This window comes from Silvimonas amylolytica (assembly GCF_014645555.1).
Taxonomy (GTDB): domain Bacteria; phylum Pseudomonadota; class Gammaproteobacteria; order Burkholderiales; family Chitinibacteraceae; genus Silvimonas; species Silvimonas amylolytica.
This window is the reverse complement of record NZ_BMLY01000003.1, coordinates 16,247-38,022: the sequence shown is the minus strand read 5'-3', so window position 1 is coordinate 38,022 and position 21,776 is coordinate 16,247. Positions and strand designations below refer to the sequence as shown.

General features: G+C 57.8%; 20 protein-coding genes. 7 read left to right on the top strand and 13 right to left on the bottom strand.

The genetic code is table 11. The features are described 5' to 3' along the window. Window positions 1-162 precede the first annotated feature (162 nt). The gene (tpx, locus tag IEX44_RS09935) at window positions 163-663 is read left to right on the top strand and encodes a thiol peroxidase (RefSeq protein ID WP_188692684.1); all 501 of its coding nucleotides are present in this window, start codon (window positions 163-165) and stop codon (window positions 661-663) included. Between the two features lie 46 nt (window positions 664-709). Here tpx and nudK read toward each other — a convergent pair whose 3' ends face one another. After that, a complete protein-coding gene (gene nudK, locus IEX44_RS09930) occupies window positions 710-1,303 on the bottom strand; it encodes a GDP-mannose pyrophosphatase NudK (RefSeq protein ID WP_188692682.1) in 594 nt (197 codons plus the stop codon). 97 nt (window positions 1,304-1,400) lie between these two features. On the opposite strand from nudK, the gene IEX44_RS09925 reads away from it, so the two are divergent. Next, a complete protein-coding gene (locus tag IEX44_RS09925; protein ID WP_188692680.1) occupies window positions 1,401-2,156 on the top strand; it encodes a DeoR/GlpR family DNA-binding transcription regulator in 756 nt (251 codons plus the stop codon). Between the two features lie 54 nt (window positions 2,157-2,210). Here the strand turns inward: IEX44_RS09925 and kdpE are convergent, their stop codons facing one another. The 6 genes from kdpE to kdpF all read right to left on the bottom strand — a co-directional run bounded on the left by kdpE (window position 2,211) and on the right by kdpF (window position 10,344). Next, window positions 2,211-2,909, bottom strand: coding sequence for a two-component system response regulator KdpE (kdpE, locus tag IEX44_RS09920; RefSeq protein ID WP_188692677.1), 699 nt, complete (start codon window positions 2,907-2,909; stop codon window positions 2,211-2,213). Next, the gene (locus IEX44_RS09915; protein ID WP_188692674.1) at window positions 2,906-5,569 is read right to left on the bottom strand and encodes a DUF4118 domain-containing protein; all 2,664 of its coding nucleotides are present in this window, start codon (window positions 5,567-5,569) and stop codon (window positions 2,906-2,908) included. The genes kdpE and IEX44_RS09915 overlap by 4 nt, the downstream gene beginning before the upstream one ends. 111 nt (window positions 5,570-5,680) lie before the next feature. Beyond that, window positions 5,681-6,271, bottom strand: a complete 591-nt coding sequence (gene kdpC, locus IEX44_RS09910) for a potassium-transporting ATPase subunit KdpC (RefSeq protein WP_188692671.1) — start codon at window positions 6,269-6,271, stop codon at window positions 5,681-5,683. A gap of 63 nt (window positions 6,272-6,334) precedes the next feature. Continuing rightward, window positions 6,335-8,449 (bottom strand): potassium-transporting ATPase subunit KdpB, encoded by a 2,115-nt coding sequence (gene kdpB, locus IEX44_RS09905; protein ID WP_188692667.1) that lies wholly within the window; start codon window positions 8,447-8,449, stop codon window positions 6,335-6,337. Between the two features lie 18 nt (window positions 8,450-8,467). Continuing rightward, window positions 8,468-10,255 carry a potassium-transporting ATPase subunit KdpA gene (gene kdpA, locus IEX44_RS09900; RefSeq protein WP_188692664.1) on the bottom strand — a complete coding sequence of 596 codons (1,788 nt, stop codon included), beginning with the start codon at window positions 10,253-10,255 and terminating at the stop codon, window positions 8,468-8,470. Beyond that, window positions 10,252-10,344, bottom strand: a complete 93-nt coding sequence (kdpF, locus tag IEX44_RS09895; protein ID WP_188692661.1) for a K(+)-transporting ATPase subunit F — start codon at window positions 10,342-10,344, stop codon at window positions 10,252-10,254. The genes kdpA and kdpF overlap by 4 nt, the downstream gene beginning before the upstream one ends. A 953-nt stretch (window positions 10,345-11,297) precedes the next feature. Here kdpF and IEX44_RS21175 point away from each other — a divergent pair. After that, window positions 11,298-12,146 carry a hypothetical protein gene (locus IEX44_RS21175; RefSeq protein ID WP_188692658.1) on the top strand — a complete coding sequence of 283 codons (849 nt, stop codon included), beginning with the start codon at window positions 11,298-11,300 and terminating at the stop codon, window positions 12,144-12,146. A gap of 113 nt (window positions 12,147-12,259) precedes the next feature. Here the strand turns inward: IEX44_RS21175 and IEX44_RS09885 are convergent, their stop codons facing one another. Further along, window positions 12,260-12,823 carry a gamma carbonic anhydrase family protein gene (locus tag IEX44_RS09885; RefSeq protein ID WP_188692655.1) on the bottom strand — a complete coding sequence of 188 codons (564 nt, stop codon included), beginning with the start codon at window positions 12,821-12,823 and terminating at the stop codon, window positions 12,260-12,262. Window positions 12,824-12,971: 148 nt separating this feature from the next. Between IEX44_RS09885 and IEX44_RS09880 the strand changes: the two genes are divergently transcribed. Beyond that, window positions 12,972-14,999 carry a M3 family metallopeptidase gene (locus IEX44_RS09880; protein WP_188692653.1) on the top strand — a complete coding sequence of 676 codons (2,028 nt, stop codon included), beginning with the start codon at window positions 12,972-12,974 and terminating at the stop codon, window positions 14,997-14,999. Between the two features lie 66 nt (window positions 15,000-15,065). Here the strand turns inward: IEX44_RS09880 and IEX44_RS09875 are convergent, their stop codons facing one another. From IEX44_RS09875 to fur, 3 genes are read right to left on the bottom strand one after another with little or no spacing between them, the layout of a single operon-like run. Then, window positions 15,066-15,836 (bottom strand): arginyltransferase, encoded by a 771-nt coding sequence (locus IEX44_RS09875; protein ID WP_188692649.1) that lies wholly within the window; start codon window positions 15,834-15,836, stop codon window positions 15,066-15,068. 1 nt (window position 15,837) lies between these two features. Next, the gene (gene aat, locus IEX44_RS09870; protein WP_188692646.1) at window positions 15,838-16,539 is read right to left on the bottom strand and encodes a leucyl/phenylalanyl-tRNA--protein transferase; all 702 of its coding nucleotides are present in this window, start codon (window positions 16,537-16,539) and stop codon (window positions 15,838-15,840) included. 30 nt (window positions 16,540-16,569) lie between these two features. Then, window positions 16,570-16,986, bottom strand: coding sequence for a ferric iron uptake transcriptional regulator (gene fur, locus IEX44_RS09865; protein WP_188692643.1), 417 nt, complete (start codon window positions 16,984-16,986; stop codon window positions 16,570-16,572). Between the two features lie 160 nt (window positions 16,987-17,146). Between fur and IEX44_RS09860 the strand changes: the two genes are divergently transcribed. The 3 genes from IEX44_RS09860 (at window position 17,147) to IEX44_RS09850 (ending at window position 19,099) form a co-directional block, all read left to right on the top strand. Then, window positions 17,147-17,596 carry an outer membrane protein assembly factor BamE gene (locus IEX44_RS09860; protein ID WP_188692640.1) on the top strand — a complete coding sequence of 150 codons (450 nt, stop codon included), beginning with the start codon at window positions 17,147-17,149 and terminating at the stop codon, window positions 17,594-17,596. Window positions 17,597-17,631: 35 nt separating this feature from the next. Continuing rightward, complete coding sequence (dapB, locus tag IEX44_RS09855) at window positions 17,632-18,432, top strand: 4-hydroxy-tetrahydrodipicolinate reductase (protein WP_188692637.1); 801 nt, start codon at window positions 17,632-17,634, stop codon at window positions 18,430-18,432. Between the two features lie 139 nt (window positions 18,433-18,571). Then, window positions 18,572-19,099, top strand: coding sequence for a cytochrome b (locus IEX44_RS09850; RefSeq protein ID WP_229678932.1), 528 nt, complete (start codon window positions 18,572-18,574; stop codon window positions 19,097-19,099). 67 nt (window positions 19,100-19,166) lie between these two features. On the opposite strand, the gene IEX44_RS09845 is transcribed toward IEX44_RS09850, so the two are convergent. Together IEX44_RS09845 and trpS are read right to left on the bottom strand one after the other, a co-directional pair. Continuing rightward, window positions 19,167-20,333, bottom strand: coding sequence for a BaiN/RdsA family NAD(P)/FAD-dependent oxidoreductase (locus tag IEX44_RS09845; RefSeq protein ID WP_188692631.1), 1,167 nt, complete (start codon window positions 20,331-20,333; stop codon window positions 19,167-19,169). Between the two features lie 143 nt (window positions 20,334-20,476). Next, window positions 20,477-21,499 (bottom strand): tryptophan--tRNA ligase, encoded by a 1,023-nt coding sequence (trpS, locus tag IEX44_RS09840; RefSeq protein WP_188692628.1) that lies wholly within the window; start codon window positions 21,497-21,499, stop codon window positions 20,477-20,479. Between the last annotated feature and the right edge of the window lie 277 nt (window positions 21,500-21,776).

Sequence of the window (21,776 nt, the reverse complement as noted above, 5' to 3'; positions counted from 1 at the left end):
ATCCTCTTGAAATGCCGGCCTGTTAACCTCATTTGCTGAGCTGTCCGCTTGCACATTGCAGCAGGACATCTACAAAAAAAACACCAGCTTCATCTACAAAAGTGCTCCCGGCCGGTTTCCCCCGGCCGGGCCTCCCACACTGCATGTTCCCTGGAGATTTTCATGTCCCAAGTGACCCTCGGCGGCAATCCGGTTCCGGTCAATGGCGCACTGCCCGCCGTTGGCAGTCAAGCCAAGCCTTTTACCCTGGTGGGTAAAGATCTGGCCGATGTATCGCTCTCTGCCTTTGCCGGCAAGAAGAAAGTACTGAATATTTTCCCGAGCATCGACACCCCGACTTGCGCCACCAGCGTGCGCAAGTTCAATGAACAAGCCAGCAAGCTCGATAACACCGTGGTGTTGTGCATCTCTGCTGACCTGCCGTTTGCCCAAAACCGTTTCTGCGGCGCTGAAGGCCTGAACAATGTGCAGACCTTGTCGCTGATGCGTGGCCGTCAGTTCCTGAACGACTACGGCGTAGAGATTGCCGGTGGCCCGCTGGTTGGCGTTGCCGCACGTGCAGTGGTCGTGCTGGATGCCAACGATAAGGTCGTCCACACCGAACTCGTACCGGAAATCGCCAACGAGCCAGATTACGATGCCGCACTGGCCGCGCTGAAGTAAGCACCGGTCAGGCCCGAAAACGCCCGCTATACGCGGGCGTTTTGTTTTACAGCGCGTTGTGAAACAGATTGAGTGCCGCGTATTGCAGCAACATGATGGTCTTGCCATCAACAATCTCGCCGGTCTGGATCATGCGCATGGCACGATCAAACGGCAGTTCCAGCACCTCGATGTCCTCTCCCTCTTCTGCAACGCCACCGCCACTGGCCAGGCGATGCGCGTCATCATACTGAGCCACAAAGAAGTAGAGTCTTTCCGTCACCGAGCCGGGGCTCATAAAGGCTTCGAACACTTTGTTGACCTCATGCACGCGGTAACCGGTTTCTTCCGCCACTTCCTCACGAATACGCGCTTCTGGAGATGCCTTATCCAGGAGGCCTGCCGCCGTCTCGATCAACATGCCATGGTAGTCATTCACAAATGTCGGCAAGCGGAACTGCCGGATCAACACCACCGTGCGTTTCTCCAGGTTGTACAGCAGGATGGTCGCACCATTACCCCGGTCATAGGTCTCACGGCTTTGCCGCTGCCACTCGCCATTGGCACGCTGAAAGTCGAACGTCGTCTTTTTCAGTACGTACCAGTCATCCGACAACACCTTTACATCCACGATCCGTACGCGATCCGCCGTAGTGCCCATGCTTGTCTCCAGGGGTTTGCTTGAGTCCTTTTTCACGCTATCATGCAATTTCGTGAATTAACAAGAAATTTCGTGCAAACGCGCAAAGGAAAAAGTCATGCTGACCAGTCAGCGCAAGCAATATCTGCTGGATATTCTGCAGCGCACCGGCCAGATCCAGGCCAAGGCGGTAAGCCAGGAACTGGGTTTGTCCGAAGACACCATTCGCCGCGATCTGCGTGAACTTGCCGCTGAAGGCAAAGTCCAGCGCGTGCATGGCGGCGCATTGCCGGTCTCTGCTGCCATTGGCGACTTCACGCAGCGCCAGCATGTGGCCACGACCGGCAAAGCCGCCATTGCCCAAATGGCCGCGCACATGATCGAACCAGGCCAGATCGTGTTGCTGGATGGTGGCACTACCGCCGTGCAGATCGCCCGCAACCTGCCGCCAGGGCTGCGCGCCACGGTCGTGACGCATAGCCCCAGCGTTGCGGTAGAACTGGTCAATCATCCGGGTGTCGAGGTGGTGATGATAGGCGGCCGTTTGTTCAAGCACTCTGTGGTCAATGTCGGGGCTTGCGCCATAGAAGCCATGGCACGTATCCGGGCGGATCTCTTCTTTATGGGCGTCACAGGCGTGCATGCCGACGCGGGGCTATCTACCGGGGATCTGGAAGAAACCTACGTCAAACGTGCCCTGATGGCGCGGGCGGCAGAGACCTACGTCCTGGCATCGGAAGAAAAGCTCAACGCCGCATCCGCCTACGTGATTGCCAAAGTGCGGGACGTGGCGGGGGTCATCGTGAACAAAGAGGCCGATGGTGCTGCATTGGCGGGATTGAGAGCCGCAGGGGTGAATCTGGTGTTGGCATGAGCCCCGGGGTTCGCAGGCCAAATGACAGATTGCACGCCAATGCTGGCCAGCCGTTCAATTGTTCTGCAATAACAAGCGGTACCCCACGCCGGATTCGGTCAGCAGGTGCCTGGGCTGCGCCGGTTCATCCTCCAGCTTTTGCCGCAAATGTCCCATATAAATCCGCAGATAATGGCTGTGTTCCACATAGGCCGGCCCCCATACCTCCAGCAATAGCTGCCGGTGGGTAATCACTTTGCCGGCGTGGCGGATCATGGTGGCCAGCAGGCGGTATTCGATCGGCGTGAGATGCACCGCGTCACCCGCTTTGCGGACGGTGCGGGCCACCAGATCAATCTCGACGTCGCCTAACGTAATGCGCCCCTCGCCAGGTGCATCCTTCGCGTGACGGCGCAGCAGCACACGCAAACGCGCCAGTAGTTCGTTTACCCCAAATGGCTTGGTCAGGTAATCGTCTGCACCGGCATCCAGCGCTGCCACTTTATCCGTTTCCTGGCTACGGGCAGACAACACCAGGATGGGAACCTGGCTAAACGCCCGGATTTCCCTGATCAGGTCCAGCCCATCGCCGTCAGGCAACCCCAGATCCAGGATCAACAAGTCTGGCTGGCGGGTGCCTGCCTCTACCAAACCCTGCCGGGCCGTACTGGCGTGCCAGGTCTGCATACCTGCAGTTTCAGCAGTCATGGCTACAAAACGGGCAATTTGTGGTTCATCTTCAATGATGACGAGGACGGGTTTCTGGGTGCTCATGGTGCGGCATCTGGCGATAAAAACAGGTCGGGGTGTTCCGGGTCCGGCATGGCGGGTGGTTCGCGCCGTGGCAGTGTCACGGTAAACAGGGCGCCGCCTTCGGGACGGTTGCCGGCGATGATCGTACCACCATGCGCAGCGACAATGGCGCGACACAAGGCCAGCCCCAAGCCGACCCCGGTCGTGGCCGATTCATTCTGGCCGCGGGTGAACTTGTTGAAGATGGTTTCCTCCTGGCCCTTCGGGATACCTGGGCCGGTATCGCTCACCGTGATCTGCAAGGCTTGAGGCAGGGCTCGGGCAGCGATGATCACTGGCGTTCCGGTTGGCGTGTATTTGATGGCGTTATCGATCAGGTTGACCAGCACGCGCTCCATCAAGACGGCATCGAATTCCACCAGCGGCAGCGCGATCGGGATATCCAGGTCCACCGGGTGTCGGGTAAGGCGTAATTCCACTGCGCGCAACGCACTGCCGACGACTTCCTCCACCGCTTGCCAGTCCCGCCGCAAACGTACCTCGCCCGCTTGCAGGCGGGCCATATCCAGCAGGTTATTCACCAGATCACTCATGCGACGTATCTCACCGACCAACTGGTGTGCGATCTCTCGTGCAGGGGGCGCCGCGTAAGGGCTTTCCGAGAGCGTGCTGGCAAGGCCCAGCAGCACGGTAATCGGCGTGCGCAAATCGTGCGAGATCGCCGAGAGCAAATGGTTACGCAGCCGCTCGCCTTCCATCGAGACCAACGCGTTCTGGGCGACCTCTACAAAGTGAACACGCTCCAGCGCCAGACCGATCTGGGCGGCGCAGGTTTGCAAAAAACGCTTTTCTTCGCGATCCGCCAGCCAGTCGCCTTTGGGGACCAGCGCCAGCACGCCCCGCACACGCATGGGTGCCGTCAGGGGCAGATAAAATGCATTGGCGGCGGCGAGTGTGCCGGTACCCTGCCCGGCTTCTTCGCCATGGCGGTACACCCAGTCGGCCACGGCCAGGTCTAGCGCCATGCCACCCTCATGATGCAGGTGCTCAGTCAGATCAGGCAGCGCCAGGCCGATGTCGGTTTTAAAACGCGGCGCCAGATGGGCCAGCGCGATCTCGACCACCTGCTCTTTCATCAGCGCGCCAGATAGCGCTTCAGAGAGTTCGTACAACGCCGCGGTGCGCCGCTCTCGCCGTGAGGCAATCTGCGCCTGAAAACGCAAGCGGGCAGAGAGTTGGCTGAGCGTCAGCGCCACGGCCAGCATGATGCCGAAAGTCAGCAAATACTGTGCGTCAGCCACCGTAAATGACATGCGCGGTGGCACAAAGAAGAAATCGAACGCCGCCACGGACAACAGCGAGGACAACGCCCCGGCCACCCGGCCAAAGCGTACCGAGACCAGCAGCACAGACAACAGGTACAGCATGATGACGTTGGCCAGATCGAAAATCTGCGTCAGTCGTGCGGCCAGAATGGTGGTCATGCCGCAACCAATCAGCGCCCAGACTGCACCTTGCCAGCGTTGCCCAATCATGGCCCATGGGTCCAGCCGTTCTGCCGGTGCGGCGCAGACCCCCACAATCTGTACGGTCAGGCTCGGTGCCATCCGCGCCACGCGCGCGGCCTGGCTTTCCATCAGATTAAAGCGGCGTGGTGGTTTACCGATGATGACTGTGCCCAGATCATGATCAGCGGCGTAATCGGCCAGCGTCTGCGCGACATGCGGGCCAGGTAGCAAGGCGGTGCGTGCCCCCAGGCTTTCTGCCAGTTCCAGATTACGGCGGGCACTGGCCAGTTTGTTCCGGCTGCGCAACAACGCGGGCGTTTCCACAGTCACCGCCCGCCAATCCACCTTGAGCCGCCCGGCCAACCGCGCCGTGTGGCGCACCAGTGTTTCGCCGGCTGGCCCAGGGGCAATCGCAGCGAGCAGGGTTTCGCCTGGCTTGCTGCCAGCGGGTTGATCGCGCCGTAACTCGGCATCAACCCGCTCTGCGGCCCGGCGCATGGCCAGTTCACGCAATGCAATCAAATTGCCTTTGCGGAAAAACGACTCTTTGGCCCGCGCGATATTGCCAGCGAGGTAGACCTTGCCCTCTTGCAGGCGCTTGAGCAGTTCGTCGGGCGGCAGGTCAACCAGCGTAATGTCATCGGCCGAATCGAATACACGATCGGGGACAGTCTCTCTCACGCGCACGCCAGTGATACCACCGACCACATCGTTCAGACTTTCCAGATGCTGCACGTTGACCGTGGTGTAAACGTCGATCCCGACTGCCAGCAACTCTTCAATGTCTTGCCAGCGTTTGGGGTGACGGCTGCCGGCCACGTTGCTGTGCGCCAGTTCGTCGACCAGAATCAGTTGCGGTTTGCGGGCCAGCGCCGCATCCAGATCAAACTCGGTCAGTTGCCTGTCGCGGTGGTCCAGTTCCTTGCGTGGCAGCACTGACAGACCATTGAGCATGGCCGCAGTTTCCTCCCGCGAATGGGTTTCGACCAATCCGACCAGTACATCAACGCCTTCGCGTTGCCGGGCATGCGCTTGCGCCAGCATGGCCCAGGTTTTGCCAACACCGGCGTTGGCGCCGAAAAAAATCTTGAGCCGACCGCGGTGGGCGTCGGCTTCATCGGCCTTCAATTCGGCCAGCAACTGGTCTGGATCAGGGCGAGAGGGGTCGGTCATGGGCTTATGTTAGCGCCTTGGTGTGAGTACGTCGTCATCGCAATGGTGACCTGGTTCTGCCCCGCAAGGTGGATTTGCAACCCGATTCACCTTGCGGGCCAAGGCTTCAAATCACTTTTTCAATCCATCCAGCGCCAGATTGAGTTTGACCACATTCACCACTGGCTCACCGAACAGCCCCCACTGCGGGCCATCCGTATTGGCCGCCACCAGCAGTTGCACCTGTTCGTCACTCAAGCCACGGGCTTTGGCAATGCGATGAATCTGGTACGCCGCTGCCGCTGGCGAGATATGCGGGTCCAACCCGCTGGCCGAAGTGGTCACCAGATCGGCCGGCACGGGGCCGGTTTGATCCGGGTGCGCCCCGCGGATCAGGTCAATCCGCCCTTTCACGGCGTCTTTGAGCGCGGGGTTGGTCGGGCCCAGGTTGCTGCCGCCAGAGGCCAGGCCATTATCCGGCTGCGGGGCGGTGGCAGAGGGGCGACTCCAGAAATACGTCGGGCCGCTAAAACTCTGGCCGATCAGGCTGGAGGCCACAGTCTGACCATTCTGTTCAATCAAGCTACCTGCCGCAGCTTGAGGGAACAACGCTTTGCCGAGGCCGGTTACAACCAGCGGATAAGCCAGACCAGTCACGATAGTCAGCAAAACAAACAGCGTAAACGCCGGGCGAATCAGGCTGGCAGTGTTTGGGGTACTCATGATGTTTTCTCCTTATGCGCCAGAGACATACGGTGCAGCTGGCGCATTCCATTCTGAAAAGGGTTAAACCCAGCCGGCAGCGCCCAGTAACAGATCAATCAGCTTGATCCCCGCAAACGGCACCAGAATGCCGCCAAGACCATAGACCAGCAGATTGCGGCGTAACAGCGGGCCGGCCCCCAGCGCACGATATTTCACGCCTTTGAGCGCCAGCGGGATCAGCGCAACGATGATCAGTGCATTGAAAATCACCGCCGACATGATGGCGGAAGCCGGGCTGTTCAGATGCATCACATCCAGCGCTTTCAGTTGCGGGTAGGTCACGGCAAACGCAGCCGGAATAATGGCGAAGTACTTGGCCACGTCGTTGGCCACGCTGAAGGTGGTCAGCGAGCCACGCGTCATGAGCATCTGCTTGCCGATCTCGACGATCTCGATCAACTTGGTCGGGTTGCTGTCCAGGTCGACCATGTTGCCGGCCTCTTTGGCGGCTTGCGTGCCCGAATTCATCGCCACGGCGACATCGGCTTGGGCCAGCGCAGGCGCATCGTTGGTGCCGTCACCCGTCATGGCCACCAGGCGGCCCGCAGCCTGATGCTCCCGAATCAGCGCAAGTTTGTCTTCCGGACGGGCTTCAGCCAGAAAATCATCTACCCCGGCTTCTGCGGCAATGGCAGCGGCGGTCAGGCGGTTATCGCCGGTGATCATCACGGTCTTGATACCCATCTGGCGCAACTCGGCAAACCGCTCTTTAATGCCGCCTTTGACAATATCTTTCAGCTCGACCACGCCCAGCACTTTTTTGCCATCCGCCACCACCAGCGGTGTGGCACCGCGGCGAGCGACGTCATCGACGGCATCAACCACTGCTTGCGGGAAGTCTCCCCCCATCGCCTGCATGTGCTTGCGGATGGCATCGGCCGAGCCCTTGCGGATCTGTCGGGCCGCCGGTGCAGCGACTGCGACATCACCATCGTGCGGCTTGAGCGACGCCTGCAGCCCCAGATCGACGCCAGACATCCGCGTTTGTGCGGTAAACGGAATGAACAGCGCATCTTGCAACTCGCGGCCACGCAGGTTAAAGCGGTCTTTCGCCAGCACGACGATGGAACGCCCTTCCGGTGTTTCGTCGGCCAGTGAAGCCAGTTGGGCGACGTCGGCCAGTTCTTGTTCGGCCACGCCCGGTGCGGGGATGAACGCAGATGCCTGACGGTTGCCCAGCGTGATGGTGCCGGTCTTGTCCAGCAACAGTACATCGACGTCGCCAGCAGCCTCTACAGCACGACCGGAGGTGGCGATGACGTTCGCCTGCATCATGCGGCTCATACCGGCCACGCCAATGGCAGAGAGCAAACCGCCGATAGTGGTGGGGATCAGGCAGACCAGTAGCGCGATCAGCACGGTGATGCTGACGGGTGAACCTGCACCCGCCGCAGTCACGCTGTAAATGGAAAACGGCAAGAGTGAGGCGCACACCACCAGGAAAGTCAGCGTGAGCGAAACCAGCAAAATAGTCAGCGCCACTTCGTTCGGCGTCTTTTTGCGCTTGGCGCCTTCCACCATGGCGATCATGCGATCCAGAAACGCCTCGCCCGGATTAGCGGTGACGCGCACCACCAGCCAGTCAGACAACACACGCGTACCGCCGGTCACGGCAGAAAAGTCCCCGCCTGACTCACGGATCACCGGTGCAGATTCACCGGTAATGGCCGATTCATCGACCGACGCCACGCCCTCCAGCACTTCACCGTCGGCCGGCACAATATCGCCCGCCTCGATCAGCACGTAGTCGTCTTTGCGCAGCGAGCTGGAATCCAGAATCTGCACTTTGGCATTGCGTGAGGCACTGGCCAGCTTCTTGGCCACGCCGTTCTTGCGCGTGGCACGCAAAGCATCGGCTTGCGCCTTGCCGCGACCTTCGGCCAGCGCCTCGGCAAAGTTGGCAAACAGCACGGTAAACCACAGCCATGCCGCGACGGCCAGGATAAACGCCGCCGGCGCTTCGCCATGCCCGCCCAGTGCATGCACACCGAGCACCGTGGTCACCACGCTGCCCACCCACACCACAAACATCACCGGGTTGCGCCATTGCACTACCGGCGAGAGCTTGCGGAACGATTCGACCATCGCCGGGATGGCGAGCTTGCTATCGAATAATGACAATCCAGCTTTACTCATCTTGATTCTCCGCGCTGTTTAACGACCAAACAGCTGCAAGTGTTCGATCACCGGGCCCAGCGCCAGCGCCGGGATATAAGTCAGCGCACCCACAATCACCACGGTACCGACCAGCAACATCACAAACAGCGGGCCGTGCGTTGGCAAGGTACCGGAGGTCTGCGCCAGCCGTGGTTTGGCCGCCAGTTTGCCGGCAATGGCCAGCACCGGAATGATCACGGTGAAGCGACCAAACCACATGGCAATACCCAGCATCAGGTTGTAAAACGGGGTGTTGGCAGACAAACCGGCAAAAGCAGAACCGTTGTTGTTGGCCGATGAGGCAAACGCGTACAGCACCTCAGAAAAACCGTGTGCACCCGGATTAGCCATGCCTGCCTTGCCGACATCCAGCATCACGGCCAGTGCAGTGCCGCCCAGAATCAGACACGGTGTCACCAGGATGGCAATGGCGACCATCTTCATTTCAAACGATTCAATCTTTTTGCCCAGGTATTCCGGCGTGCGGCCAATCATCAGACCAGACAGGAACACGGCCAGAATGGCGTAAATCAACATGCCATAGAGCCCGGCACCCACGCCGCCAAACACCACTTCGCCCAACTTGATCAGCCACATGGGTACCAGCCCGCCCAGCGGCATGAGCGAGTCATGCATGGTATTCACCGCCCCGCACGATGCCGCCGTGGTGATTACGGTAAAGAGGCTGGATGCCACGATCCCGAAGCGGGTTTCCTTGCCCTCCATATTGCCCGGCAAGCCGGACATGCCCAGATGCGTCAGGGTCGGGTTGGCGTGGATTTCCGCCCAGTACTCAACCCCCACCATGGCCACAAACAAGAGCGTCATGGCGCCCAGCACGGTCAGACCCTGGCGAGCATCACCCACCCAGCGGCCAAACATGAACACGAGAGCTGCCGGAATCAAAAAGATGCTCAGCATCTGCACAAAGTTGGATAGCGGCGTGGGGTTCTCATACGGGTGCGCCGAGTTGGCGTTGAAGAAACCGCCGCCATTAGTGCCCAGCATCTTGATGGCTTCTTGCGAGGCCACCGGCCCCATCGGCAAGGTCTGAGTGCTGGTTTTGGTATCGACCATCACCGGGTTGCCTTTGGCATCCTTGACCGGCTGACCATCTGCACCCGTTTTGGGCACTTGATAAGTCACCGTTTCGGTCAGCTTGACGTCTTTGTAACCGTCAAAGTTCTGGATCACCCCCTGCCCCACCAGGAACATGGCCACCACGACCGAAAGTGGCAGCAAGATGTAAACAGTCGCGCGGTAGAGATCCAGCCAGGCGTTCCCCACACCCGACGCTTTCCGCCGCACAAACCCGCGAATCAGCGCAACGGCCACCGCCAGACCGGTAGCGGCCGACATGAAGTTATGCGCAGCCAGCGACAACATCTGCGTGAAATAACTCATGGTCGATTCGCCGGCATACCCTTGCCAGTTGGTATTGGTCAGAAACGAGATCGCGGTATTGAACGACGAATCCGGGCTAACCGCGCCCATATGCGCCGGGTTGAACGGCAAGCTGCCTTGCAGACGCTGTTGCGCATAGACAAACACCGCACCAATCAGATGAAACACCAGCAGCGCCAGTGCGTAGCGCCACCAGGGCATGTCTTCATCGGCGTTGATACCCATGAGCTTGCACAGCGCCCGCTCGGACTTGCCCAGAAAAGCAAATCGGCTTGAGAGCGAGCCATCCAGTGCGGTGGCCAGCAGGCGGCTCAAGGGCCAGGCCAGCGCAAACAACACCACCAGGTACATGGCGGTCTGGAACACGATTGACGAGCTCATGCGACGTCCTCCGCATTAAACAGCGCGTACACCAGATACCCCAGCAGCAGCACGAACACGACTGCCGTCATCACATACAGCCAGTTCATTTGCGTGCCTCCAGGAACCTGCAGAAAACCACCAGCCCCTGAATGGCTGCGCAGCAAGCCAGGATCAAGAGCAGATACACGACGTCCATGACGTTCTCCTTGAAATGGAATGCCCGACTCGATGCGGGCTCTGGAACCACTGACCGGGTCTTGCCGACTGCATACGGGCTTGATTCAGGATGAGCTGCAAGCCGTACCCCACGATCAATGCCAACAGCTGAACAAATGGCTTGGTGGAGGTCCCCGCCAAGGGGTAAACCGCTCTCGTAGCGCAGCTACGGCGAGAGTTCACCACACAGCGGATCGCCTGAAGCAGGCTCGTATGCGCCGAAGAGAACCTGTTCAGAGGCACCTTGGGACACCGTGAATTGTGGATAAGAAGAGATAAAAGCCTGATAAAGCCTTGGAGGAGGGATATAAAAATTGCGTAAAGAAGTGCGTTGCGGGGTCAGTCCGGCAATCTGGAGTGTTGCCCGTTTGATACATAAAAATACATGAGCCTGCCGTTCATCGGCCCACGGGACATTTATGAAAAATTCATTAAATTCAAATACATACAAGCTTGTTTGTTTTATTTCTTACGTCAACAGAAATGCCGTGAACTGACACAGTTTGATGCAATAGCCGCGTTGGAATAACGAAAGATGAATAACACCACTGAGCAATCCACATGAAGAAAAAAGCCAGAGGCTGGTTTTCAACAATGCAATTCTATTTATTAAATTCAATCAGTTAAAAACAAAAACACGCCAGGGCACGCAGAACCAACTGCCCACGTACATTCATACCACTGACATCATTCTCAGCCTCGCCAAGTCATCATTCGGCCACCTATTTCTTACACATCATGTTGGACAATTGCTTACTTCAACCTTGAGGTCAAACATCAGAACTTGCTTATACTCGACGCCACACAATACGCATATTCAGTCGATCCTCAGGGAATTTTCTTTATGAAACAGGTTTTTGCATTAAGCGCAGTTGCTTTGTCTCTGGTTCTGGCGGCTTGTGGTGGCGGCGGCGGTGATAGCACATCCACCTCTGCCCCGGCCACAACGCCGACCCCCACGCCTGCTCCAACGCCGGCACCCACGCCCGTACCTACCGTTCAAAACCCGCAGGCAGGCTCGACCGCAGACGTCGGCAATGGCGTTGAAGGTTTTTGGACCACCAGTGCCTCTATCGCAAATCCGACGAGCAGCGCCAAGAGCCTCGCAATCATTGCGCCAAACGGTGAAATGATCGCATTCTCAAATGCCACCAGCACTTACAACCAGGGAACACTGAACTTCACGGGGACTACCTGGGCGGCAGCGGGTGAACGCGCAATAGGCTCAACGGACGGCACATTCAACGATAACGGTACTTTCGTACCCAAAAGTTCGTTTACCGATCCGACCAGCAGCGATCTGACCTTTGATACTTATTCCCTGGCCAACGCGCTTGCAGTGACCCAGGCCGACCTGGCAGGCACGTGGGGTCCCGCCACAAGTCGTATCACGGTAGATGGCAGCGGCAACTTCACCGGGATGACACTCCAGGTAGGTAACTGCAATGTCAGCGGTACGATTCTGCAGTTTGACGCATCGAGCAAGAAGAACTTGTTCAAAGTTCTGTTTACCGCAACCCAAGGCGTTGGCAACACGTGCACCTTGCCTATCGGCTCACAGTTCTCGGGTCTGGCCGTGATCGATCTGTTGAATCTTGGCACCAGTGCCAAACCAAGCTATGCACGCGCCCTGCAGGTGCTCACCAGCGTTCCGCACGTCGACTTCCTTTGGCTGCAACTGCAAAAGAGCTGAGTTGACTCGGCACACAGAAAAAGGGGCCCAAGGCCCCTTTTTTCTTACCTGACTGAACGGGTTTTCCGGACTTTCAGGCCTCGCACCAGCGCGAGCGGTGATCTACGCGATGATCAACCATGTTCCGCATCACGCGCCGCTGCAACATCCCGCTCCCGATACTTTTTCATCAGCTTCACGTAGTGCTGGGCGGAATAGGCAAAGTGTGCGATCTCTTTCGGTGTTAGCGCGCGTACTTGCTGCGCTGGTCGGCCAACATACAAAAAACCCGATTTAAGCACTTTGCCTGGCGGGACCAGCGATCCGGCCCCTAGCATCACATGGTCCTCGATCACCACACGATCCAGCACAATGCTGCCCATGCCGATCAGGCATTCATTACCAATGGTGCAGCCATGGAGCATGACACCGTGCCCCACGGTAACGCGCTCGCCAATAATCAACGGCGCGCCATTGGGGTCTTCGGGACGTCGATGGGTCGTATGCAGTACGCTGCAATCCTGAATATTTGTGTCGTCACCAATCCGGATAAAATTCACGTCGCCACGCAAGACCGCGCCCGGCCAGACGGAGACATCCTGACCCAAGGTCGTCTCGCCGATCACCTGTGCGGAGGTATGAATCCATGCAGTGGATGGCACAACGGGTCGATGGTCTTCAAAAGTTTCAACAGCCATGCATTTCTCGCTTGATATTTATGAACGACGCGTACATCTAGACATATGAAGGCCATAGATGGTTTCGCCGGGCGCTTGCCTGACGCGGGCCCGTAACCCTGTGGAACCGGCCAGACCGGTTGCCGCACTCATATTAAACGAGTCCTATATGACCCAAGCCAATCCTTTGCTCGATTTTTCCGGCCTGCCGCGTTATGCCGACATTCGCCCGGAACACGTCTCCCCCGCGCTTGACCAATTGCTTGAGGCGGCCACTGCGGCTGTTGCCCGTGCCGAAAAGCTGCAAAACCCGACCTGGGAAAGCTTTGTCTTGCCACTGGATGAAGTACTGGAAGAACTGGGCCGCGCCTGGGGCACCGTGGGTCACCTGGAAAGCGTGGTCAACACCCCTGAGCTGCGCGAGGCCTACAACAGCAATATCCCCCGGATTTCCAATTTCTTTACCGAGCTGGGCCAGAATGAAGCCCTCTACGCACACTACAAAGCGATTGCGGCCAGCCCGGCCTATGCCACGTTCGAGCCCGCCCGCCGTGTGGTAATTGATCACGCCTTGCGCGGTTTTCGACTGTCTGGTGCCGAGTTGCCCACCGCAGAGAAGCAACGCTTCAAGGAAATCGCCGAAGTACTCTCTGAGCTGACGACGCGGTTCTCCCAAAATGTGCTGGATGCCACCGATGACTTCGCGCTGTACATCGAAGATGTGGCCGAACTGGACGGCTTGCCACAAGACAATCTGGCGGCTGCCCGTGCCCAGGCGCAGGCCGATGGCAAAACCGGCTACAAGCTCACGCTGAAAATGCCGAGTTATTTCCCGGTCATGCAATACGCCACCAGCCGCAAGCTGCGTGAGCAGCTGTACCACGCCTACGCCACCCGCGCGGCAGAATTTGGCAAGAACGACTGGAATAACTCGCCGCTGATTGATCGCATCCACGCCCTGCGCCAGGAAGGCGCCGCGATGCTGGGCTTTGCCAGCTACGGCCAGGAATCTCTGGAAACCAAAATGGCCAATACCCCGGCCGAAGTACTGGGCTTTTTGCGCGATCTGGGCCATCGTGCCAAGCCGTACATGCAGGCAGATCGTGCAGAATTGCTGCGCTTTGCCCAGGATGAACTGGGTATCTCGACGTTGCAGCCGTGGGATCAGACTTTTGTCTCGGAAAAACTGCGCGAAGCACGCTACGCATTTTCTGAGCAAGACGTGAAACAGTATTTCACCGAGCCAACCGTGATCAAGGGGCTCTTCCATCTGGTCGAGACCTTGTACGGTTTGCAATTTGTACCGGCTGATGCACCGGTATGGCATCCGGATGTGCGTTATTTTGAGCTGCGCAACAAGGATGGCAGCCTCGTTGGTGGCCTGTACATGGATATGTACGCGCGTGAAGGCAAGCAAGGGGGCGCATGGATGAACGAAGTCCGCAGCCGCCACAAACTGCCTGATGGCACGGTACAAACACCGGTTGCGTTGATCATCTGCAATTTTGCTCAGGGCGTAGAGGGCAAGCCTGCACTGCTCCCGCACGATGACGTCATTACCCTCTTCCACGAAACCGGCCACGCATTGCATCACCTGCTGACTGAAGTGGACGAGCGCGATGTATCAGGCATCAACGGTGTGGAATGGGATGCCGTCGAACTGCCCAGCCAGTTTATGGAAAACTTCTGCTGGGAATGGCAACTGCTGCCGCAATTGACCAGCCACGTACAAACCGGCGAACCACTGCCCAGGGCTTTGTTCGACAAGATGTTGGCCGCGCGCAATTTCATGTCCGGTTCAGCCATGATCCGCCAGATCGTGTTCAGCGTTTTCGATATGGAACTGCACGTCGATGCAACCGGCCCGCGCGCCCTGCAGCGTTACTTCCAGTTGCTGGAAGAATTCGATGCCCCGCGCGTGCCGGATTATCACCGGTTCCCCAATAGTTTCAGCCACATCTTTGCGGGCGGTTATGCGGCCGGGTATTACAGCTACAAATGGGCGGAAGTGTTATCTGCTGATGCGTATGCAGCGTTCGAAGAAAGCGGAGTACTGAACCCGCAAACCGGTGCACGTTTCCGCAAGGAAATCCTGGCCCGGGGTGGCAGCCGTCCAGCGCTGGAATCATTCATCGCGTTCCGGGGCCGTGCGCCACAAACGGATGCGTTGTTGCGTCATAACGGGCTGGCGAACTGACCTTGTCGCCTGGCAAACAAAAAGCCGGATCAATGATCCGGCTTTTTTCATGCTGATGGGCCTGCGTTATTTCTGGTGCAGCGGAATAACCCGGCTGGTCTCTGGCGCTGGCGCCGTCTCGGGTGGCAGGCGCTGCCATTCACCATTCACCAGCCCTTCCATGGGCTGGTAGCGCGTTTTATAGGCCATCTTGCGGCAGTCTTCGATCCAGTAACCCAAATACAGATAGGGTAGCCCCAGCTGTTTAGCCAGACCTACTTGCCACAGAATGTTGAAGACACCGTAACTGGCGCCCGTGATGTCCGGATCATAAAAGGTATAAACGGACGATAAACCATCATCAAGCTGATCAATGAGACTGACCATGCGTACACCGGTGTCATCGCGGAATTCGGCCAGAAAACTGGCCACATTGCTCTTGAGGATGAAATTCTCGTATTGCTCGCGGTTATCCTGATCCATGCCGCCGCCAGCGTGACGGATCAACTGATAACGCTGGTAAAGCTGGAAATGCGCTTCTGAGTACTCCAGCCCCAGCAAGCGCGTGCGCAAGTTGCCGTGCTGCTTCTGTGCTCGCCGCTGGGAGCGGTCGGCCACGAAATCAGCCACTGGAATACGCACCGGAACACAGGCCTGGCAGTGATCGCAGTGCGGGCGGTAAACAAACTGCCCGCTACGCCGAAAACCGTGCAGCACCAATTGACTGTAGGTACGCGCATCGATCAATTCAGACGGCACAGCGACTTGCGAACGTGCCATGCGCTCGGGCAGATAACTGCAGGGGTAAGACGTCGTCGCGTAAAACTGAAGTTGCAGCGTGTGTCCACGCGGGTTCATATCAGCTTCCCGGATTGTGAAAATCGTATTGCCAGTGTGCCGGCGCCCTGGGTGCTGTCACGAGTTCTCCCAGTTTACGGGCAAACTGGTCCCGATCAATTTCATGGGCACCGAACCGTGCCAAGTGTTCAGTATGCATCTGGCAATCGATCATGCCAAACCCATGTTCACGCAAATACCTGACCAGATGCACAAATGCCAGCTTGGAGGCATCTGGCCGCCGTGCGAACATCGACTCGCCGTAGAACATGTTGCCGATGGCCACGCCATATAAACCACCAACCAGTTCATTATCCATCCAGCATTCGGCGCTGTGGGCATAACCCAACTGGTACAACGCGCCGTAGCCATCCCGAATTTCCTGGCTGATCCAGGTCAGGTTTTCCCCACGCCGCGGCGAGGCACAACCGTTGATCACTTCGTCGAAAACCAGATCAAAGGTGACCCGGTACGGTTTGTTGCGCAGGGTTTTGGCAAGAGAACCGGGTACGTGCAGTTTCTCAGGCATCAGCACCATGCGTGGGTTGGGGCTCCACCAGAGGATCGGTTCACCCGGCATATACCAGGGAAAAATCCCCTGGTAATACGCAGCCAGCAAGCGCTGGGGAGAAAGATCACCGCCTGCCGCCAATAACCCGTTGGGTTCCACCATGGCATGCTGTAAAGGTGGAAACCGGTTGCTGTCATCCAGCCATGCAATCACCGCTGTCTCCCGCCATGCGGCAATAACCGGTTACTTGATACGGCAGTTTGCACACAAACCGTACAGATACATTTCGTGGTCCTGGATTTCAAAACCATGCTTGTCAGCAATGGCATCCTGGCGTTTTTCGATTTCCGGATCGCAAAACTCTTCTACCTTGCCACACTTCATGCAGACCAGATGGTCATGGTGACCGCCCTGATTCATTTCGAACACGGCCTTGCCGGTTTCAAAGTGATGGCGAACCAGAATGCCGGCCTGCTCAAACTGGGTGAGCACGCGATAAACCGTCGCCAGACCGATATCAATGTTCTCGGCCAGCAAGAGCCGGTAGACATCTTCAGCCGTCATGTGACGCTGTTCGCTGTTTTCGAACAGATTCAGAATGCGCAGGCGGGGACCGGTGGCCTTCAGGCCCATTTCTTTCAGATCAGCAGCAGAGCTCATTGCTTACCCCGTCATGGTTATAGATGGTATTGCACGCAGGTTCACAGTCTGTATCGACAACTTGTACCCACGTGGCTGCGGCAAGCCGCAAGAACAGGTTATGATATAGCGTTTGCACCCTACGCTCCAACCGACCCACGTTGTGAAACAGCCCAGACGCATGCATATCAAATCATTTTTTCTGGCCATTGCCGCCGCTTCCGTCCTTGCCGGCTGCAATGTCGCCAACGTTCTTACCCCCTATAAACTGGCCATTCCCCAAGGCAATGAAGTCACTCAGGATCAGGTCACGCAACTGAAAGAAGGCATGACCCGCAGCCAGGTTCGCTTTGTGTTGGGTACGCCGCTCCTGACCGACCCGTTCCATTCGGACCGCTGGGATTACATCTACACCGACGCCAAGGGCGGTTCGTTGCGCGAAAAACATACATTCCACGTGGTGTTTGAAAGCGACAAACTCAAGAGCTGGGGTGGCGATGTCTTGCCAGCCAACAAGCTGATCAAGCTGGGTGCTGACAACAGCGCCAGCGCGCCTTCGCTGGATGACCCGGTCACCGCTGCTGCATCCGCATCCGCCACGCCGGCTGCCTCTGCGCCAGCAACCAGGTAATCCGCTTTGCCGGTTTGACTGATGGAATATCGACTATGTCTTTAAAAATTGCCATTGCCGGCAGCAGCGGCCGTATGGGCCGCATGCTGATCGAGGCCGTTGCCGAGGCCAATGATTGCGAACTCGCCGTTGCGCTGGATCGTGCTGGCAGCCCTGCACTAGGGCTGGATGCGACCGCCTTCCTCGGCAAAGAAAGCGGCGTACTCATTACTGATGACATCAGTACCCTGGCCAACGCCGACGTGCTGATCGACTTTACCCGCCCGGAAGGCACACTCGCGCACCTTGAAGTCTGTCGCCAGCACGGCGTGAATATCGTCATTGGCACCACAGGGATGAGCGAGACCGACAAGGCCGCGATTCAGACTGCCGCAGGCGAGATCGGTGTGGTGTACGCGCAAAATATGAGCGTCGGCGTGAACCTGGTGTTCAAGCTGCTGGAAATCGCCGCCAAATCGCTGGCCACCGGTTACGACATCGAAATTCTGGAAATGCATCACCGCATGAAGGTGGATGCGCCCTCTGGCACCGCCCTGCGCATGGGTGAAGTCGTAGCCGAAGCGCAAGGCCGTCAGCTGAAAGACGTCGCCGTGTATGACCGTGAAGGCATTACCGGTGAGCGCTCACCTTCAACCATCGGTTTTGCCACCTTGCGTGGCGGCGATGTCGTGGGCGATCACACCGTGATCTTCGCTGGCATGGGCGAGCGCGTTGAAGTCAGCCACAAAGCATCCAGCCGTCTGATCTACTCGGCCGGCTCGCTGCGTGCAGCACGCTTCTTGCAAGATAAAAAGAGTGGCTTGTTTGATATGCAAGACGTGCTGGGCTTGCGTTAATCGCATTCGCCCCATGTTTTGCAGCAAACTCAATTGCGCCCCGTCAAACCGGGGCGCTTTTGATTTGTGTTAAGTGCTGATTAAGTCCGCCCTGACATGATGGCGGCTTTTGAGATGACAAACGAGGGGGATGGGGCTCATGCAAACCAACCGCTATGCGCCTTCACTGGTGCTGCTGCACTGGTTGATGTTTTTACTGTTTGCGATTGCACTGGCCGCGATTGAGTATCGTGGGTTTGTCCCCAAAACCGACCCGTCCCGCCCGTTTATTACCATGATTCATATGACGGCAGGCGTGCTGGTGCTGATTCTGGCCTGTGTGCGCGTGGCAGTCCGCTTTACACGTCCTGCCCCGCGGCCCGTGCCGGGCCCGTTGTGGCAAATCGGTGCGGCCAGACTGCTGTACCTTCTGATGTATGTGGTGATGTTTGCCCTGCCGCTGGCCGGTATTTACTTTGTGCAGGCCGGTGGCCGCGACGTCGCGTTCTTTGGCACCACATTGCCGCATTTCTTTGCCGCCAACCCTGATCTGCGTGGGCCGGTGAAAGACTTCCATGAATTTGTCGGCAACGCCGTGTATTACATCGTAGGGCTTCATATTCTGGCCGCATTGTTCCACCAGTTTGTACTCAAGGACGGCATCATGAGCCGCATGCGGATGCGTTGACCCTGACCTTTTCGCAATAAAAAAACGGCGCCTTGATGACGCCGTTTTTTTATTGCCAAGCCTTGCCTCAAGCAGCGGCCCCCGCCGCATAGCCTGAAGACCACGCCCACTGGAAGTTATACCCGCCTAGCCAGCCGGTCACGTCAACGACCTCGCCAATGAAGTACAAACCAGGTACAGACCTGGCCATCATGGTTTTGGAGTCCAGGCCGCGCGTATCCACCCCACCCCGCGTGACCTCAGCCTTTTTGTAGCCTACCGTGCCGGACGGCACCATTTGCCACTGCTGCAACGCGGGGCCAAGGCTGGCCAGTTGTTTGGGGCTGTACTGCTTGAGTGGCAGGTTCTGTCCCCAACGGGTAATGAACGCCTGAGCGAAACTACGCGGGAGTTTTTCCGAGAGGATTGTCAGCAAATGGGCATCCCGACTGGCTGACGCCAGCCATTCTGCGACATCCATATCCGGCAGCAGGTTGATGATGATGGGCTGACCGGGCAGCCAGTAAGACGATATCTGCAAAATCGCGGGGCCGGAAACACCACGGTGCGTCAGCAAAATAGCCTCACGGAATTTGCCTTTGCCGCTGCGTACTTCAACATCATCAATCGCCACACCCGCCAGTTCGGTCCACAAGTCTTGTGGCTGAAACGTCAGTGGCACCAGTGCTGCGGAGGTCGGCAACACGTTCAGCCCAAACTGTTTTGCCAGTTCATAACCCCACGCCGTCGCGCCGATTTGCGGGATCGACAACCCGCCGGATGCCACAACCAGTGACTGACATCGCCAGGTTTCTGCTGCCGTCTCGACCTCAAAACCGCCGTCGACTTGCCTGACCGCCAGCACGGCCGTGCCCATGCGCCATGTCGCGCCACCGTCATCCACTTCGGCCTTGAGCATATCGATGATGGCTTGCGAGCCGTCGTCGCAAAACAACTGACCCAGTGTCTTTTCATGAAACCCGAGGCCGTGTTTTTGCACCAGCTTGATGAAATCGTGCTGCGTATACCGCGCCAATGCAGATTTCACATAGTGCGGGTTATCAGAGAGATAACACTCCGGCCGGGCATCCAGATTGGTGAAGTTGCAACGGCCGCCACCCGAAATACGGATTTTCTCGGCCAGTTTGGTGGAATGATCAATCAGCACCACCTTGCGGCCACGCTGGCCCGCAGTCGCGGCACACATCATCCCCGCCGCACCGGCACCTACGATTACAACATCACATACCGGCATGGGCTGATTCACTGTCTGGAAAAACGCGATTTTACCGGGTTTAGCTGCTGATGGATTGCTACGCAAACCCGCCCTGGTTTTTCAGTAATAAAAAAGGCGGCCAAAGCCGCCTTTTTTAACCACTTCGCCGCAACGAGCCACAATCAGAAGTAAACAATCCCCATGGCACGCTTCACTTCATCCAGCGTCTTGCCCGTCTGCTCACGGGCCTTCTCGGTGCCCGCCTTCAGAATGGCCATCACATGATCCGGATTCGCCGCCAGTTCTTCACGGCGCGCGCGGATCGGAGCCAGCAGGGCTTGCAGTTTTTCTTCCAGATAACGCTTGATCACGCTGTCACCCAAGCCGCCACGCTGGTAGTGCGCCTTGAGTTCTGCCACTTTCTCGACATCCGTATCGAACACGTCCAGATACGTAAACACCACATTGCCTTCCACCTGGCCCGGATCAGCCACACGCAGGTGGTTCGGGTCGGTGTACATCATCTTCACGGCCTTGGTGATATCGTCAGCCGACGCACCCAGGGTCAGCGAGTTGCCCAAAGACTTGGACATCTTGGCCTTGCCATCAATACCCGGCAGGCGTGCGCCGTTTTCCGGCACCAGCGCACGGCATTCGACCAGAATTTCCTGGTTCACGCTGGCGTTGAACTTGCGCACCACCTCATTGGTTTGCTCGATCATCGGGATCTGGTCAGCGCCGACTGGCACGACCGTCGCCTTGAACGCGCTGATGTCCGCAGCCTGAGCCACCGGGTAAGTCATGAAACCCGCCGGGATGTCACGTTCAAAGCCGCGCAGCTTGATTTCGTCCTTGATCGTCGGGTTGCGTTCCAGCCGCGAGACGGTCACGAGGTTCAGATAGTACGAAAAGAGTTCAGGCAACTCTGGCACCAGGCTCTGGATAAAAATGGTGCTTTTGGCCGGATCAATCCCCACCGCCAGGTAATCCAGTGCCACTTGCAGCACGTTCTCACTCACCTTGGTGTAGTTACCCATGTTGTCGGTCAGCGCCTGGGTATCGGCCAGCAGCAGGTATTGCTTGCAGACATCCTGCAGTACGACGCGGTTACGCAAGGAGCCGACAAAGTGGCCAAGGTGCAACGGGCCGGTAGTGCGGTCGCCGGTCAGGATGATGTCGCTGGAAGTGACGGTGTTGGTAGACATGACGTTCTCTAGCCTCAAATCGTTTGCCGAGTGCCCTGCCGGCACGCCGCGCATAAAAAAACCCGGTTTGCCGACGTGAGCAGAATCCGGGTTTTACAGACGAAACCACGCACTGCTCTTATGAGAAGCGCCACCAATGCGTGAAAGCGGGTTTCGTTAAAAAATTCATGGCGGGCAGTCTGCACTGGCAACGCGCCCGCGGTCAAGCCTGGCGGGCCGCCTGTGGCGTGGTTTGGCGCACTTCATGCCAACGCGTTATCCTGAAACATTCCCGTTG

What these genes read in the sequence shown, in the direction of transcription:
- tpx (WP_188692684.1), top strand. Translation starts at nt 163, where the DNA reads ATGTCCCAAGTGACCCTCGGCGGCAATCCGGTTCCGGTCAATGGCGCA.
- nudK (WP_188692682.1), bottom strand. Translation starts at nt 1,303, where the DNA reads ATGGGCACTACGGCGGATCGCGTACGGATCGTGGATGTAAAGGTGTTG.
- IEX44_RS09925 (WP_188692680.1), top strand. Translation starts at nt 1,401, where the DNA reads ATGCTGACCAGTCAGCGCAAGCAATATCTGCTGGATATTCTGCAGCGC.
- kdpE (WP_188692677.1), bottom strand. Translation starts at nt 2,909, where the DNA reads ATGAGCACCCAGAAACCCGTCCTCGTCATCATTGAAGATGAACCACAA.
- IEX44_RS09915 (WP_188692674.1), bottom strand. Translation starts at nt 5,569, where the DNA reads ATGACCGACCCCTCTCGCCCTGATCCAGACCAGTTGCTGGCCGAATTG.
- kdpC (WP_188692671.1), bottom strand. Translation starts at nt 6,271, where the DNA reads ATGAGTACCCCAAACACTGCCAGCCTGATTCGCCCGGCGTTTACGCTG.
- kdpB (WP_188692667.1), bottom strand. Translation starts at nt 8,449, where the DNA reads ATGAGTAAAGCTGGATTGTCATTATTCGATAGCAAGCTCGCCATCCCG.
- kdpA (WP_188692664.1), bottom strand. Translation starts at nt 10,255, where the DNA reads ATGAGCTCGTCAATCGTGTTCCAGACCGCCATGTACCTGGTGGTGTTG.
- kdpF (WP_188692661.1), bottom strand. Translation starts at nt 10,344, where the DNA reads ATGAACTGGCTGTATGTGATGACGGCAGTCGTGTTCGTGCTGCTGCTG.
- IEX44_RS21175 (WP_188692658.1), top strand. Translation starts at nt 11,298, where the DNA reads ATGAAACAGGTTTTTGCATTAAGCGCAGTTGCTTTGTCTCTGGTTCTG.
- IEX44_RS09885 (WP_188692655.1), bottom strand. Translation starts at nt 12,823, where the DNA reads ATGGCTGTTGAAACTTTTGAAGACCATCGACCCGTTGTGCCATCCACT.
- IEX44_RS09880 (WP_188692653.1), top strand. Translation starts at nt 12,972, where the DNA reads ATGACCCAAGCCAATCCTTTGCTCGATTTTTCCGGCCTGCCGCGTTAT.
- IEX44_RS09875 (WP_188692649.1), bottom strand. Translation starts at nt 15,836, where the DNA reads ATGAACCCGCGTGGACACACGCTGCAACTTCAGTTTTACGCGACGACG.
- fur (WP_188692643.1), bottom strand. Translation starts at nt 16,986, where the DNA reads ATGAGCTCTGCTGCTGATCTGAAAGAAATGGGCCTGAAGGCCACCGGT.
- IEX44_RS09860 (WP_188692640.1), top strand. Translation starts at nt 17,147, where the DNA reads ATGCATATCAAATCATTTTTTCTGGCCATTGCCGCCGCTTCCGTCCTT.
- dapB (WP_188692637.1), top strand. Translation starts at nt 17,632, where the DNA reads ATGTCTTTAAAAATTGCCATTGCCGGCAGCAGCGGCCGTATGGGCCGC.
- IEX44_RS09850 (WP_229678932.1), top strand. Translation starts at nt 18,572, where the DNA reads ATGCAAACCAACCGCTATGCGCCTTCACTGGTGCTGCTGCACTGGTTG.
- IEX44_RS09845 (WP_188692631.1), bottom strand. Translation starts at nt 20,333, where the DNA reads ATGCCGGTATGTGATGTTGTAATCGTAGGTGCCGGTGCGGCGGGGATG.
- trpS (WP_188692628.1), bottom strand. Translation starts at nt 21,499, where the DNA reads ATGTCTACCAACACCGTCACTTCCAGCGACATCATCCTGACCGGCGAC.